The sequence below is a fragment of the Parafrankia sp. EAN1pec genome (genome assembly GCF_000018005.1).
Classification (GTDB): Bacteria; Actinomycetota; Actinomycetes; order Frankiales; family Frankiaceae; genus Parafrankia; species Parafrankia soli.
In genome coordinates, this window is record NC_009921.1 from 8,844,591 (window position 1) to 8,859,098 (window position 14,508).

Consider the following 14,508-nt stretch of genomic DNA (forward strand, 5'->3'; position numbering starts at 1 on the left):
GGGGTGCCACCCCGGCCGGCCGGTGTCGGCAAGTGCGGGGTGCCTCCCACCGGCTGGTGGGAGGCACCCCGCGGGGTCAGGCCCGCCGGCGGGTCGTGATCAGTGCGAAGGCCCCGGCGGCCAGCCCGAGGACTCCCAGCACGAGCCCGGTGATCCCGAGCGCGCGCGCCGTGCCGTCCGACGTGGAGTCCGATTCCGTGGCGGCCGTGTACTCGATGCTGGCGGTGTCGTCGCCGTCACCGTCGTCGTCGTGGCCGGCTGCCGCGGCGGCGGTCAGCGTGACCGTCGGCGCCGGGTGCTCCGGCTCGGCGGCACCCGCCGCCGCGACATCGACCCAGCGGACAACCTCGCCGTCCGAGTAGGTCTGCAAGGTCTTGAAGACGACCTGGTCGCCCTTCTCCGGCAGCGGGCCGGCCGAGACGCTGAAGGTGTCGAACTCGCCCGGCTTGATGCCGCCGCCGTCCTGCGCCGTCCAGGTGATCCGGGTGACGATCTCGCTGACCTGGCTGCCATGCACGGTGAGCGGCGCCGGCGGCGCGCCCTTGGTGACCTTGTACGTCCAGCCGGGCTTGGGCTGGACGGTGACCGACGCGATCGGCGCGTCGGTCGGGAACTGCACGTCGATCCCGGTGGTGGACGCCGTGTCGCTCTCGGTCGGCACCTTGAACGACAGGGTCGCGTAGCCGCCCGCGGCCGCCTCCGCCGGCGACACGGTGACGTGTGCGGACGCCGGCACGGCGAGCGCGATGGTGCCCGCCGCGGCGGCGAGCGCGCACAGGACCCCACGGCGGAGCCGGGCTGTGCGGATGGTGCGGGACATCGGAGTCCTCCTCGAAGGCCGGTCGGGCCTTCCGTTGGTGATCGGATTTGCTGACCCGAGCACCGGGGTCGTCTCGGCACGGCCGGCGGCGCCGACGCGAAGCGGCGGGCGCGGGCCCAGGCGGCACGGCCACGAACAGCACCACCAAGGACGGCACCGTCAAGGACAGCGACGCCAGGACACGGCAGCGTCACGACGGCCGCATCGCAGGCCGCATCGTCGCGAGCGGCGCGAACCTTCCGGACGCGCGCGTGCCGGCTTCCGCCGTGCGCTGTCAGAGCGCCGGTCGGAGACTCGACCCCGGTCGACGGGTCGGCGGCCCGCGCCGTGCGGCGTCGGTTCCGAGCAGGAGGACATGAGCGTGCCACCGGATCCCCGGACCGGCCCCGCCGCCGGCGACCCGCCCGGGCATCGAGGTCACCGGCGCGGCGGCGACCCGCGGCCGCGCCGCCGCGGCGAGCGGCACGATCCGCCCCGCGGCGCGCAGCCGGGCGAGCACGCTGGACGTCATCCGCGCCACGGCGGTGACGGCGCGTTCCACCGCCAACCGCAGCGCCGCGGTGGACCACAGGCGCCGCTCGCACCGGTGCAGCAGCACGGCCACGCACGACGCGGCGCAGGCGTGCCCGGCAACCATCGACCCGCCGGGAAACAGGGAAGCCACCAGGTGCTCACCGACCCCGGGCCCCGCCACCGCGACCGCGGCCGGTGCCGAGCCGGCTCCGCCCGCGCCGGGGGGGTGGTGCGTCGCGAGAACGAAGGCGGTGTGCAGCGTGGCCTGCGCGGCCAGGACGGCCCCGAGGATCTGCCCCAGCGCGCGTTCCCGGTCGGCGAGGCCGTAGGCGACCCGGGTGAGAAGCCCGGCGCCGGCCGCGACCAGCAGGGCGGGCGGGCGTTCCCCGCCCGCGGCGACGTGCGCCGCGAGCGCCAGGCAGGCCGAGGAGACACCGAAGACGGCTGCTCTCGCGAGCCTGCTCGTCCCCGGCATACCTGTCACAGTCGGCAAGCCTGCCACGCGGGGACGTCACTGGCGCCAAGGACCACATTCCTTGTCACGGGACGGACACCCCGGACACCCCCGACACCTCCGGCGCCCCGGATGAAACGGACATCTCGGGCTGGCGTCGCGATGTCAGCCACACCGCGAGCCCCAGCCCCGCGCCAGCGCCCAGCGTCACCGCGGTGACCACCCGGACCACGAGCACCGGGCCGACCACCGGCGTGCCGGAGCGGACGAACACCCCGAGATCGGGCAGGCCGCCGAGGACGGCGATCAGCAGCCCGGCGCTCACCGCCAGGTAGAGCCCCGTCGGCGAGCGCCGGACGATGAGGACCGCGCCGGCCAGGGCGCCCGCCCACACGGCGATCTGCACGGCGTTGCCCCAGACGAAGGCGTCGAGGCGGCCCTCCGCGTTCGCCGCCGCGACCAGCGCGGAGTGCGTCGCGTCGACCGCGACGAGACCGGCCAGCACGGCCGCGAGCGGCCACCGCGCCTGCCGGAGGAGACCCAGCGCGGCGGTGCCGGCCAGCACCGCGACCGTGCCCGCCGCCCACGGCAGCGGCGACGGGCCGGGGATCCACTCGAGCGTCCCCGTGTAGACGGCTTGCCGCCCGCTGACCGTCAGCGGGACGGACCAGTCCTGGATCCGGTGCCGCTGGTCCGGCGCCGCGCGCACCGCGGGCGGGTCCGCCGACCCCATCCAGTGGACCCGGTGGTCGTGCCAGAACGCCTCGACGCGGCCGCCCGGCGCCGCGGAGACCCGCACCCAGTCCGGCGGGGCCGACGGGTCGACCACGTCGGCTGGGCCGGGGTCGTCGCCGGTGCGGCTGGCGTTGAGGTACGTGGCCGAGGAACGCCGGTTCTCCCACACTCCGCGGGTGTCGAGGCGTAGGTAGGGTTCCTTCTCGTATCCCTCGACGAGGATGGGAAAGCCCGCCGTGGCCACCAGCCGCACCCGGTTCCCGTTCTCGACGACGCTCAGCCGCACACCGGGTACGGCCGGGTCCCCGGTGAGCGTGGTGTGGTAGTTCGTCGGGCCGGCCCCGCCGACGGTGTGCGCGGACGCCGGGCGGGCGAGCGCGACCAGCCACAGCGCACCGACCAGGAACGCGAGAAGGGCCGCACCCGCGCCCCGGGCCAGGGCGGGCATGAGGCGCGCCGGCCGGGAGGTGATCCGAGGGGTGATCCGAGCACTGACCATGACGGTCTGAGCGTACGGTCGCGCGGAACATGGCGAGACGGTTTCACCCGGCTCCGACAGTTTCGGCCCACTGACAGTTTCGGCCTACACCGGCGGTTTCGGGGATGGAAGGTTGAGCACGGGCATGGACGCCAGCAGCGAGGCGGGCACGACCGCGAGCCCCGCCGTGGGCCGCGTCGTCCGGCTCTTCCGGTACCCGTTGAAGGGGATGACACCCGAGGCGCTCCCGGAGGTGCCGCTCCATCCGGGCGACAGCGTCCCCGGTGACCGCATGTTCGCGCTCGCCCGCCCGGACACGATGTTCGACGAGGAAGACCCCGAGGTCCTGCCCAAGACCCGTTTCGTCATGCTCCAGAAGGACGAGGCGCTCGCGCGGATCCGCAGCTCGTTCGACCCGGCGTCCGGGATGCTGACCTTCGGCCTGCGCGAGCAGGCGGCACACACCGGTGACGTGCCTGGTGACGGGCCCGTCACCGGGCCCGGTGGCGGCCCCGCCGCCAGGCCCGGTGACGGGCTCGTCGACGTGCGCCGGGTCGACCTGAACACCCCGGCCGGGCGCACCGAGTTGGAGGACTACGTCCTCGCGGTGCTCGGGCCCCGGCTCGGCGGCCGGCCGCGGCTCGTCGCTGCCCGCGGGCGGCACCGCTTCACCGACACGGGTGCTGGCGGGGACACGTTCATGCACGCCGTCTCGGTGATCAATCTCGCCTCCGTCCGGGATCTCGCGGAGCGGGTCGGTGAGCCCGTCGACCCGCTGCGGTTCCGGGCGAACGTCTACATCGACGGGATCGCACCGTGGGCGGAGCTCGGCTGGGCCGGCCTGGAGCTCGGCCTCGGCGCCGCCCGCGCGCGCGTGCTCGCACGGACGCCACGCTGCGCGGCGACGACCGTCAATCCCGAGACGGGGATCCGTGACATCCGGATACTCAAGGAACTCTCCAGCAACTACGGGCATACCGACTGCGGGGTCTACGTCACCATGCTGACCGAGGCGATCCTGCGCCCGGGCGACCCGCTCACGCCGCCGGACGGACGCGAGGAGGATGTGCTGTGCGGGTCGTGATCGCGGAGGACTCCGTGCTGCTGCGCGAGGGAATCCGCCGCCTGCTGACCGACGCCGGCTGCGAGGTGGTCGCGACGGTCGGGGACGGCCCCGGCCTGGTCACCGCGATCGTCGAGCACCGGCCCGACGTCTCGGTGGTGGACGTGCGCATGCCGCCGTCGCACCGCGACGAGGGGCTGCGCGCCGCGATCTCCGCGCGGGACAAGGTGCCCGGTACGCCGGTGCTCGTCCTGAGCCAGTACGTGGAGAAGCAGTACGCCAGCGAGCTGCTCGCGGACGGCGCGGGTGCCGTCGGCTACCTCCTCAAGGACAGGGTCGCGGACGTCCGTGAGTTCGTCGAGGCGGTGCGGCGCGTCGCCGCCGGCGGGACGGTGATGGATCCCGAGGTGGTCGCGCAGCTGCTGGTGCGCAGCCGCCGCAACGATCCGATGGCCACGCTCACCCCGCGCGAGCGCGAGGTGCTGGGACTGATGGCCGAAGGCCGGTCGAACACGGCCATCGCCGCTGCGCTCGTGGTGAGCGCCGGCGCGGTGGAGAAGCACATCTCGAACGTCTTCGCCAAGCTGGGGCTGGAGTCCTCCGGGACGGACCACCGCCGGGTCCTCGCCGTCCTCACCTACCTCCGGGAGTCCTGACCTCCGGGAGTACCCACCTCCGGAATCCTGACCGGACCTGCTGCGGGAATCCTGCCGAGGCCCATCTCGGGAAATGCTGACCGGCGTCCATTTCGGACGTCCGGAAACCACCGAACGGGCCGCCGATGGCCCGCGTTCGGCGACCTCTACTTTTGGGTGGCCCAGTCCCTTGCGTGCCGGGTCACGCACCCGAGATGTTGGTGGAGTTCGCCATGACGGTCAGTGCGTCCCCGGAGCCCGGGACGATCCCGGCGCGACCGGCGCATCCCCTCGAACCGCTGTCGGCCGCCGAGATCGGCCGGGCCACCGCGATCCTGCGGGCGAGCGAGAAGCTCGGGCCGGAGTTTCGTTTCGTTTCCATCGAACTGAACGAGCCACCAAAAGCCGCCCTGGTGTCGCGCGAGGCCGAGCGGGACGTCGGCGACGAGCTGGCCGCGCCGGACCGGCAGGCGTTCTGCGTCCTGCACGAGCGCGGGGCGCGGCTGACCCACGAGGCCGTCGTGTCGCTGTCCGCCGGGACGGTGGTGGAGATGTACGTGGTCCCCGGCGTGCAGGCGGCGATGATGATGGAGGAGTTCCTGGCCTGCGAGGACGTCGTCCGTGCCGACCCGCACTGGCAGGCGGCGATGCGCAGGCGCGGGGTCACCGACTTCTCCCTCGCGATGATCGACCCGTGGTCCGCGGGCTACACCGGGCGTGAGGACGACCCTGCCCGGCGGCGCATCGCGCGCCCGGTGACGTTCGTCCGCTCCGGGCCCGGCGAGAACGGCTACGCCCGGCCCGCGGAGGGACTGCAGGTCGTCGTCGACCTCGAGGCGATGGCCGTCGTCGACGTGACCGACCACGGCCAGGGCCCGGACGGCCCTGTGCCGCTGCCGCCGCGCCCCGGCAACTACGCACCGGCGCTGATGACGGCCGCCCCGGAGAACGTCCCCGCGTTCGACCGGCTGCGCGACGACCTGCGCCCGATCGAGGTCACCCAACCGCGCGGCGCCAGCTTCACCGTGGACGGGTACGCCGTCCGGTGGCAGAAGTGGGACCTGCGCATCGGTTTCACCCCGCGCGAGGGCCTCATCCTGCACCAGGTCGCGTACACCGACCGGGGCCGGCGGCGGCCGATCCTGCAACGCGCGTCGGTGTCGGAGATGTTCGTCCCGTACGGCGACCCGGCGCCGACGCACCGGGTGAAGAACGTCTTCGACATGGGCGAGTACGGGGTCGGGGTGACGGCCAACTCGCTGCGGCTCGGCTGCGACTGCCTCGGCGACATCCGGTACTTCGACGGGGTCGTGAACGACTCCGACGGCAACCCGGTGACGATCCCGAACGCGGTGTGCCTGCACGAGGAGGACACCGGAATCGCCTGGAAGCACACCGACTTCCGGACCGGCCAGGTCGAGGTCCGGCGGATGCGCCGGCTGGTGATCTCGATGATCTGCACGGTCGGCAACTACGAGTACGGCTACTTCTGGTACCTCTATCTGGACGGCACCATCGAGTTCGAGGTGAAGCTGACCGGGGTCATCTCCACCGGGGCGGTGCGGCCGGGCGAGTCGCCGTCGCACGGGGTGCTCGTGGCGCCCGGCCTGTACGGGCCGCATCACCAGCACTTCTTCAACGTGCGCCTGGACCTGGAGCTCGACGGCGGCCCGAACTCGGTGCACGAGATCGACTCGGTGCCCGACCCCATCGGCCCGGACAACCCGACGGGCGTCGCCTGGCGGACCCAGGACACGCTGCTGGACTCGGAGCGCCACGCCCAGCGCAGGGTCGACCCGTCCGTCGCGCGGTTCTGGCGGATCACCAACCCGCGCGTCGAGGGCCCGCTCGGCCGCCCGGTGGCCTACCGGCTCGTCCCGGGACACACGGCGCCGTTGCTGGCGCATCCCGACTCGCACCAGGCGGCGCGCGGGCGGTTCGCGTCCCGCAACCTGTGGGTGACCGCGTACGACGAGCGGGAGCGGTACGCCGCCGGCCGCTACCCGAACCAGAACGCGGGCAACGAGGGCCTGCCGCAGTACGCGGCCGCGGACCGGCCGGTCGCCGACACCGACATCGTCGTCTGGTACAGCTTCGGGGCGCACCACGTCGTGCGCCCGGAGGACTGGCCGGTGATGCCGGTCAGCCGGATCGGCTTCGAGCTGCGCCCGGACGGCTTCTTCGACGGCAACCCGGCCCTCGACCTGCCCCCGTCCGGGCACGTCGGTGGGGCCGCGGACAGGCCCGGTCGTGCTGTTTAGCCGGGGCGTCGGCGGGCGGGCGCGCACGCGACACGCCCCGGCTGGAAGGGACGGCTTGCCCCGGAACGGGGGTAGCTGCCCTAGGCTCCCGGAGTTGTGAGTCCCGTTCTCGCCACGAACCGGGCCGGGAACCTCGTCCGTGCTCTGATCACGATCGCCCTGCTGGCCCTGATCATGCGTACGGCCTACCTGCTCTGGGTCTTCCACACGCCGGCCTGGACGTCACGCCCCCACGACATCCACTACTGCGGTGGATGGTACGAGCGCCAGGAGACGGCGGATGTCTCCGGGGCCCAGGCACGCAAGCTCGCCGGCGGGCGGCTCAAGCAGGTCATGCGCTCCCCCGTGCTGCGGCCCATCGCGGCCTACCGGCCGGGGTCGGCGTGCCCGCGCTACGTCTTCGCCAAGGTCGGCGAGGACACCTACGTGACCTACGAGATCACCAACGACTGAGCCGGGGGCCCGTACCCGCCGCCGCCAGGCGCCGGACCTGGAGCGCGGGAAGCGCCCGGCCCGGCGTCACTGGTGGCTGAGCCTGCCCGCCGGCCGTGCCGCGGTGTGCACGTGCACCCGGGCGTGGATGGACGTCCGCTGCGCCAGCGCCGCGCGCACGGCGCGGTGCAGGCCGTCCTCCAGGTAGAGCGCCCCGCCCCACTCCACGACGTGGGGGAACAGGTCGCCGTAGAACGTCGAGTCCTCGTCCAGCAGGACGTCGAGCGCCAGCACCCGTTTCGTCGTGATGAGCTGGTCGAGCCGCACCTGCCGCGGCGGGATGGCGGCCCAGTCCCGCTGGCCAAGACCATGATCGGGGTACGGGCGACCGTCACCGACCAACTTGAAGATCACCGGCACCTCCTTCTCGAGGGGCGAGACACTGCCCGACCACGACAGCCTAGAATCCTCCGCCCGCGAACCGGATCGCGGTGCCCTTCCGGGACCGCGTTGCGCGGACATTGGGAATCGCGACCAGTGTTGATCTGAGACAGGGGACCACAACTGGACGAAAGGCTTGACCATCGGGCTCTCGACGACTTAAGTAAGCCTTACCTGATGACAGGAGGAGGCCCGGTGACGAGTCCAAGCTCGGACGTCGACATGCCCGTGCTGGCTGAGCAGGCGAGGACCATCCTCGCCGGCGGCCGCTGCGCGCTGCTCACGCTGCCCTGCGCCCACGTTCGGGGCTGGGTCGGACTCATCGACGACGGCGGCGAGCCCCTGCTGCTCGTGGGCGCCGACAGCCCGCCCGCGCGGTGCGCGGACTCCGGCCGCCGCGCACGCGTCGACGTGCCCGGCCACAACGGGGAGCGCCTGGTCCTCGCGGGGGTGCTGGCCTCGGCGGCGGAGACCGCCGACGAGCTCGTCCAACGCCTGGGCAACCTGGGGCGCAGCATCACGGTGACCTCCGGCGACATCTCCGATCTGCGTGTCCTCTCCGTGGCCGTGGACGAGGTGCTCATCTGCCTGCCCGGCCGCGCCGAAGCGCCGGCCGGCGCCACCCGGGCACCGGTCGCCGGCCGGACAGCCGCCGACCGGACAGCCGCCGGCTCCGTGCCGGTCGCGACCGAGCTCGCGGCAGGCACCGAAGCCGCACACGCCGAGCTGGCCGCGGGCACGGAACTGGCTACCGACACGGAAGCGGCGGGTGCCGAACTGGCGGCGGGCCCGGAGGTCGTGGAGGCTCCGGCCCCGCGGCGGTCCCGGGTCACCCGCCGGGCGCGGGGCACGCGGCGCGACGCGGCGGCACGTCCCGGCGGCCGCTGGTCGTCGCTCGGGCCGGCCCGCCGCGTCGAGCTCACCTCGTACGCCCTCGCCGAGCCCGACCTCGTGACGGCCTACGCCCCGGACCTGATCGAGCACCTCAACAAGGCCCACGCCGCCCAGATGCGCCAGCTCGCCGCGCGCGGCGTCACGGCGGCCGGGAGCATCTGCGCCGACGAGGTGATCGGCGCGTCGGTGACCTCGCTCGACCGGGCCGGCCTGGACATGTGGCGGATCGGCCCCGACGGCGCCGACGCCGTCCGGGTGCTGTTCCGGTCGCCGCTGGCCGAACCTCGCTCGCTCGGGCTCGAGCTGCGCCTCCTGCTGGAAGAGGCGGAGCACGGAACCGAATGAGCGGCCAGAACAGGCCGGAACCGCCCGCGGACGGACCCGGCCCCGCCCCGGCGCTGCTGGGCGAGAGCGCAGCGCGCCCGCTCTCGCCGTTCGACCCACGGGTGGCGGACTGGGCTCGGGCGGTGTCCATCCCGGCTCCCAGGCCGGCCGGGCGGGGATCATAATCGGCATCGCACGACCCTGACCCTCCCGCCCGGAGGTCCGATGCCCCACCTGCCCCGGCTCACCCCAGCGACGACGCCCGTCCCGGAGATGCCACCCGCTCCGGCGACGACGCTGGATCCGAGTAAGCGCCCGCGGAGTGCGTCCGCCTTGCTCGCCAGCTGTCTGCTGGTCGGTTGCCTGGTCGTCCAGGGCTGCTCGGGCTCCGATGACAGCGCGGCGCCCCCGTCCACCCCGGCGAGCGGCACACCGGGCGCGAGCCAGCAGCCGACCGCCTCCACCGCCCCGCCGGCGGGAACGCCGACCGCGAGCCGCACCACCCGGATCCAGGGAGCGGACGGGGACGTCGAGGTCGGCTTCGTCGGGCTGCGGGTCGACGGCCAACTCGCCCGCCTCGATCTGCTCTTCACCCCGCGCTACGCCAAGGACCCGGGCACCGGCATCACGCTCTACGACATGGCCGGCCGGCGCGACGCCGCTGTCACCCTGGTCGACTCCGTGAACCTACGCCGCTACACCGTCGTGCGGGACTCCGCCGGAGTGGCGCTGGGCGCCGCCTCGGGAACCACCCGGACCCGCAACAACGTGCCTGTGACCGGCTCGTTCACCTTCGCCGCACCGCCCGCCGACGTGACCACCGTGGACGTCTACCTCAACGACCGGGTGATCGTCGACGACGCCGCGATCACGCGTTGAGCGCGCTCCCGCGGCCCCCCGCCGCGACAGCGACAGTGACGGCGATCGCGGGCCGGGCCGCCCGGCTGGCTCTGGTCACCGCGGCGCTCTGGGTGCTCGCCGGGGCGGAGAGCCCGGGGGCCCTCGGCGCCACGAGCGCACCACCGCCCCCGGCCGATGTGCCCGCCGAGGAGATCACCCGTTCGGTGCGCCCGCTCGACGCCGCCGGCTCGGTCCTCACCATCGACCCGGCGGACTCCGTGCTCCCGCTGGTCACCGAGGAACGGTCCGGCGACCGGGTCACCGTCACGATCAGCGCGGACGTCCTGTTCGCCTTCGACTCCGACGATCTGACCGAGGCCGCGCGCACGGAGATCGCCACGCTCGCGGGCCGGGTCGGCCCCGCCACCAGGACGGTCACGGTTCTCGGCCACACCGACAGCCTCGGCACCCCGGCCTACAACGTGATCCTCTCGCAGCGCCGGGCCAACGCGGTCGCGGATCTGCTCCGCCCAGCCGTACCGAGCGGCACGCGCGTCTCGGCTACGGGCCGCGGCGGAGCCGACCCCGTCGCGCCGAACACCCGGCCCGACGGGTCCGACGACGCCGCTGGGCGCGCGCTGAACAGGCGGGTCCAGATCAGCTTCCTGGCCAGCTGACCTCCGCGGGCGCCATCCGTTTGGACCATGCCGGTTCGATTTGACATCTGCATCGACAACCGTTTTCATTTTCCTCATGTCGCCCCTGCCCCTCCGGTCCACCGCCGGACACCCGTCGGACCAGGCCTCGCGCCCCCGGTCGCTGCCGGTGGCGCGTCCCGCCGCCGCTCTGCTCACCGCGGCTGCGCTCGCCGCCGCGCTGGCGGCCTGCGGCGGCTCGGGTGGGGGCTCCGGCGGCGGCGCGGGCGGCTCGGCGCCACGGGTGGTCGCGACGACCACCTACGCGGCGGATTTCGCCCGCGTCATCGGCGGTGACGGCATCGAGGTCAGGCAGATCCTGCGGCCGGGCGTCGATCCGCACGACTACGAGCCTTCTCCGGCCGATCTCGAGGCGATCGGCTCCGCGGACGTCCTGATCGAGAACGGTGTCGGCCTGGAGAGCTGGCTCGACGACGCGATCTCGGCCAGCGGCTTCGACGGCGTCGAGGTCGTGATGGCCGACGGGGTCACCGTCCGGAGTGAGCCCGGAGGGGGCACGGACCACGCCGACGAGGGTGCGCATGAGGACGAGCACGCCGGGGGCGACCCGCACGTCTGGCACGACCCGCGCAACGCGAAGATCATGGTCACGAACGTCGAGAAGGGGCTCGCGGCGGCCGATCCGGAGAGCTCCGCCACGTACCGCGCCAACCTCGCCGGCTACACGACCAAGTTGGACGAGCTCGACCGGGAGAACCAGCAGAAGATCGACACCATCCCGGCGGACCGGCGCAAGCTGGTCACCAACCACGACTCGTTCGGCTACTACGTGGACCGGTACGGCCTGGAGTTCGTCGGGTCGATCATCCCGAGCTTCGACACGTCCGCCGAGCTCTCCGGCCGGGCGATCGACGACATCGTCAGCCGGATCAGGGCGTCCCGCGTCGTGGCGGTGTTCTCCGAGTCATCCCTGCCGCCGCGGACGGCGCAGACCATCGGCCGCGAGGCGGGCGTCCGCGTCGTCGCCGGCGAGGGTGCCCTCTACGCCGACACGCTGGGCCCGGCGGGGTCTGATGGTGCCACCTACCTCGAAGCCGAACGGCACAACACGGATACCATCGTCAACGCCCTCCGGTGAGACAGGACCCACAGCCAGGATCTACAGGATGGACCGGTGGTCGATCATGACCGGTAACGCTCAGGCACCGTGCCTGACCGCGCCGGACGGGCCGGACGGAGCCCCGTCACCGTCGCCGGTGGCGATACCGACGACCGCGGCGCCGGTGGCGGCAGTGGCGACAGCACTGGCGGCCGACGCGATCGCGCTCCCCGACCAGGTCGGCGCCGCTCCCGCCGCACTGTCGCTGGAGCACGCGAGCATCGCCTACGGCAGGGTGCCGGTGCTACACGGCGTGCACGGCGTCCTCCACCCGGGCCGGACGCTGGCCCTCATCGGGCCCAACGGCGCGGGCAAGTCAACGCTGATCAAGGCCGTGCTCGGCCTGGTGCCCGTGGTCGACGGGCTGATCACGGTGCTGGGACGTCCCCCGGGCGCCGCCCGCCGGGAGGTCGCCTACGTGCCACAGGCGGACACGCTCGACCCGGACTTCCCGATCTCGGTCGGCCAGGTCGTGCTGATGGGCCGCTACCGCGGGATCGGCTGGATCCGCCGTCCGGGCCGCGCCGACCGGGCGGCGGCGCAGGCCGCGCTGGAGGCCGTCGGGCTGGCCCACCGGGCCCGGGATCGCTTCGGCACGCTCTCCGGAGGGCAGCGCCAGCGGGTGCTGCTGGCCCGCGCCATCGCCGCCCAGCCCCGCCTGCTGCTGCTCGACGAGCCGTTCAACGGCGTGGACGTCGTCTCGCAGGACGCCCTGCTCGCCACGCTCAGTACGCTGACCGCCGCCGGCACGGCCGTCGTCGTCTCCACCCACGACCTGGCCCTGGCGCAGCTCATCAGCGACGAGGTGTGCCTGCTGAGTGGCCGTCAGATCACGTTCGGGCCGCCCGCCGAGGCGCTCACCGCGGAGCCCCTGCGGGCCGCCTACGGCGGCGCCGCGCTGGAGATCGACGGCCGGGGCGTCGTCGTGACCCGCGTGTGACCGGGCCGTGAGCACGCCCGGCGATCTCCTGATCGCGCCGTTCGAGCGGCCGTTCATGTACCGGGCGCTGCTCGAGGTACTGCTGCTCGGGACGCTGAGCGCCGTGGTCGGGGTCCTCGTCCTGCTGCGCCGGCTGGCCTTCCTCACCGACGCGCTCACCCACGCCGTCTTCCCGGGTGTCGTGATCGGTTTTCTGATCGCCGGCGACTCCGGCATCGTGCCTGGTGCGCTGCTCGTCGCCGTCGCGGCCGCCGCCGGGTTCACCGCGCTGGTCTCCACCCGGCGGGTCACCGAGGACGCGGCCATGGCGATGCTGCTCACCGGCTGTTTCGCCGTCGGTGTCGTGCTGGTCTCGCGCCGGGAGTCCTACACGTCGGATCTCACCGCGTTCCTCTTCGGACGTCTGCTGACCGTCGACTCCACCGACATCACCGTGACCGCAGTGACCGCCGCCGTGGCTCTCGCGGTGCTCGCGCTGATCCACAAGGAGCTGCTGCTGCGGGCGTTCGACCCGGAGGGGGCGCGCGCGGCCGGGTACCCGGTGTGGCTGCTGGACCTCGTCCTCAACCTGGTGATCGCGCTCGTCGTCGTCGCCGCCGTCCGCGCCGTCGGGACGGTGCTGGTCATTGCCCTGATCGTGATCCCGGCGGCGGCGGCCCGGCTGCTCAGCGACCGGCTGGTGGTCATCGTGCTGGCCTCGATCGGGCTCGGGGTCCTCGGCGGCTGGCTCGGCCTGGTCGCCAGCTACGAGGCGTCCGTGCGCCACGAGATACGGCTCGCCGCCGGCGCGACGGTCGTCCTGGCGCTGGTCGCGATCTACGCGCTGGCTCTCCTCGTCGCCATGCTGCCGCGCCGGTCACGGGGCGCGCGTTCCCGCGAGCGCCGGCAGCGGCGGCCCGCCTCGTCGCGGGGGGCGGCCTGATGGCGCTGCTCGACTCGCTGGGCGACGGCTACACCCGGCGGGCCCTCCTCGAGGTGCTGATCGTCGGGACGCTGTGCGGCGCCGTCGGCGTGCACGTCGTGCTGCGCCGGCTCAGCTTCCTCACCATGGCGATGACCCACGCGACCTTCCCAGGCGTCGTGATCGCCTCCCTGATCGGGATGAACCTCGTCCTGGGCGCCGGGCTGTTCGGCGTGCTGCTGGTGAGCGTGGTCGCCCTGCTCACCGGCACCCCGGGGCACTCGGCCGGCACCGGCTCGGGTGGCGCGGGCGCTGGCCTGGGTGGCGCGGGGCGGGCAGGCACCGGCGGGCGGGACGTGAGCACCGTGACCGGCGTCGTCCTCTCCGGCGGGTTCGCGCTCGGCGTCGCGCTGATGTCCGCCCGCGACGGGTCGAACCGTGATCTGAGCGCCTTCCTGGTGGGCTCCGTGCTGACAGTCCAGGAGAGCGATCTGGTCGTCAGCGGTGTGACGGCCGTCGTGGTGCTCGCCGCGCTCGTGGCGCTACGCAAGGAGCTGCTGCTCGGGGCGTTCGACCCCACCGCGCTCACCGCGGCCGGGTACCCGTCCAGATGGCTCGGGCTCGTCCTGCTGCTGCTCGTGGAGGCCGCGGTCGTCACCTCGCTGCCCGCGGTGGGCACGATCATGGCCGTCGCGCTGGTCGTCGGGCCGGCCGCCACCGCCCGGCTGTGGTGCTCGCGCACGTCGACGATGACCGCGGTCTCGATCGCGGTGGCCGTGGTCTGCGGTGTGGTCGGGCTCGCCGTCAGCGAGCAGTGGGACGTCGCCGCCGGCGGGGCGATCGTGCTGACCCTCGCCACGGCCCTTGTGCTCTCCCTCGCCCTGGCACCCCGGGGCGGGCTGTCCGGAGCGCCGGTGGCGCGGATCGCCGCGGCCACCCACCGCGGGTGAGCCCACGCCCAC

Annotated in this window: 15 protein-coding genes; 11 read left to right on the forward strand and 4 right to left on the reverse strand. The window is 73.7% G+C overall.

Going from position 1 to position 14,508, the window contains the following annotated elements; translation table 11 throughout:
- Positions 1–76 precede the first annotated feature (76 nt).
- From FRANEAN1_RS36170 to FRANEAN1_RS36180, 3 genes are all read right to left on the reverse strand, one after another.
- Entirely contained in the window at positions 77–820 is a 744-nt protein-coding gene (locus FRANEAN1_RS36170; RefSeq protein ID WP_020464618.1) for a YcnI family protein, read from the reverse strand.
- A gap of 274 nt (positions 821–1,094) precedes the next feature.
- Positions 1,095–1,808: a hypothetical protein gene (locus FRANEAN1_RS36175; RefSeq protein ID WP_020464619.1), complete on the reverse strand. Its 714-nt coding sequence runs from the start codon at positions 1,806–1,808 to the stop codon at positions 1,095–1,097.
- Positions 1,809–1,872: 64 nt separating this feature from the next.
- Complete coding sequence (locus tag FRANEAN1_RS36180; RefSeq protein WP_020464620.1) at positions 1,873–3,021, reverse strand: hypothetical protein; 1,149 nt, start codon at positions 3,019–3,021, stop codon at positions 1,873–1,875.
- 124 nt (positions 3,022–3,145) lie between these two features.
- Here FRANEAN1_RS36180 and FRANEAN1_RS36185 point away from each other — a divergent pair, with 124 nt between their 5' ends.
- The 4 genes from FRANEAN1_RS36185 to FRANEAN1_RS36200 all read left to right on the forward strand — a co-directional run bounded on the left by FRANEAN1_RS36185 (position 3,146) and on the right by FRANEAN1_RS36200 (position 7,412).
- The gene (locus FRANEAN1_RS36185) at positions 3,146–4,084 is read left to right on the forward strand and encodes an MOSC domain-containing protein (protein ID WP_020464621.1); all 939 of its coding nucleotides are present in this window, start codon (positions 3,146–3,148) and stop codon (positions 4,082–4,084) included.
- Complete coding sequence (locus FRANEAN1_RS36190; protein WP_018504007.1) at positions 4,072–4,719, forward strand: response regulator transcription factor; 648 nt, start codon at positions 4,072–4,074, stop codon at positions 4,717–4,719. Before FRANEAN1_RS36185 ends, FRANEAN1_RS36190 begins: the two co-directional genes overlap by 13 nt.
- Before the next feature lie 212 nt (positions 4,720–4,931).
- Positions 4,932–6,959, forward strand: a complete 2,028-nt coding sequence (locus FRANEAN1_RS36195; protein WP_020464622.1) for a primary-amine oxidase — start codon at positions 4,932–4,934, stop codon at positions 6,957–6,959.
- Positions 6,960–7,055: 96 nt separating this feature from the next.
- Positions 7,056–7,412, forward strand: coding sequence for a hypothetical protein (locus tag FRANEAN1_RS36200; protein WP_020464623.1), 357 nt, complete (start codon positions 7,056–7,058; stop codon positions 7,410–7,412).
- A 66-nt stretch (positions 7,413–7,478) separates the two neighbouring features.
- On the opposite strand, the gene FRANEAN1_RS36205 is transcribed toward FRANEAN1_RS36200, so the two are convergent.
- Complete coding sequence (locus tag FRANEAN1_RS36205; RefSeq protein ID WP_041255185.1) at positions 7,479–7,805, reverse strand: type II toxin-antitoxin system VapB family antitoxin; 327 nt, start codon at positions 7,803–7,805, stop codon at positions 7,479–7,481.
- A gap of 222 nt (positions 7,806–8,027) precedes the next feature.
- On the opposite strand from FRANEAN1_RS36205, the gene FRANEAN1_RS36210 reads away from it, so the two are divergent.
- The 7 genes from FRANEAN1_RS36210 (at position 8,028) to FRANEAN1_RS36240 (ending at position 14,496) form a co-directional block, all read left to right on the forward strand.
- Positions 8,028–9,071, forward strand: a complete 1,044-nt coding sequence (locus tag FRANEAN1_RS36210) for a hypothetical protein (RefSeq protein WP_020464625.1) — start codon at positions 8,028–8,030, stop codon at positions 9,069–9,071.
- 204 nt (positions 9,072–9,275) lie between these two features.
- Positions 9,276–9,929 carry a hypothetical protein gene (locus FRANEAN1_RS36215; RefSeq protein WP_347176904.1) on the forward strand — a complete coding sequence of 218 codons (654 nt, stop codon included), beginning with the start codon at positions 9,276–9,278 and terminating at the stop codon, positions 9,927–9,929.
- Positions 9,926–10,567 (forward strand): OmpA family protein, encoded by a 642-nt coding sequence (locus tag FRANEAN1_RS36220; RefSeq protein ID WP_347176905.1) that lies wholly within the window; start codon positions 9,926–9,928, stop codon positions 10,565–10,567. The genes FRANEAN1_RS36215 and FRANEAN1_RS36220 overlap by 4 nt, the downstream gene beginning before the upstream one ends.
- A 148-nt stretch (positions 10,568–10,715) precedes the next feature.
- Entirely contained in the window at positions 10,716–11,684 is a 969-nt protein-coding gene (locus FRANEAN1_RS36225; protein WP_347176906.1) for a metal ABC transporter substrate-binding protein, read from the forward strand.
- A 46-nt stretch (positions 11,685–11,730) separates the two neighbouring features.
- Positions 11,731–12,645, forward strand: coding sequence for a metal ABC transporter ATP-binding protein (locus FRANEAN1_RS36230; protein WP_347176907.1), 915 nt, complete (start codon positions 11,731–11,733; stop codon positions 12,643–12,645).
- Positions 12,646–12,700: 55 nt separating this feature from the next.
- A complete protein-coding gene (locus tag FRANEAN1_RS36235) occupies positions 12,701–13,567 on the forward strand; it encodes a metal ABC transporter permease (protein WP_049796103.1) in 867 nt (288 codons plus the stop codon).
- A complete protein-coding gene (locus FRANEAN1_RS36240) occupies positions 13,567–14,496 on the forward strand; it encodes a metal ABC transporter permease (RefSeq protein WP_020464631.1) in 930 nt (309 codons plus the stop codon). Before FRANEAN1_RS36235 ends, FRANEAN1_RS36240 begins: the two co-directional genes overlap by 1 nt.
- Positions 14,497–14,508: the final 12 nt, after the last annotated feature.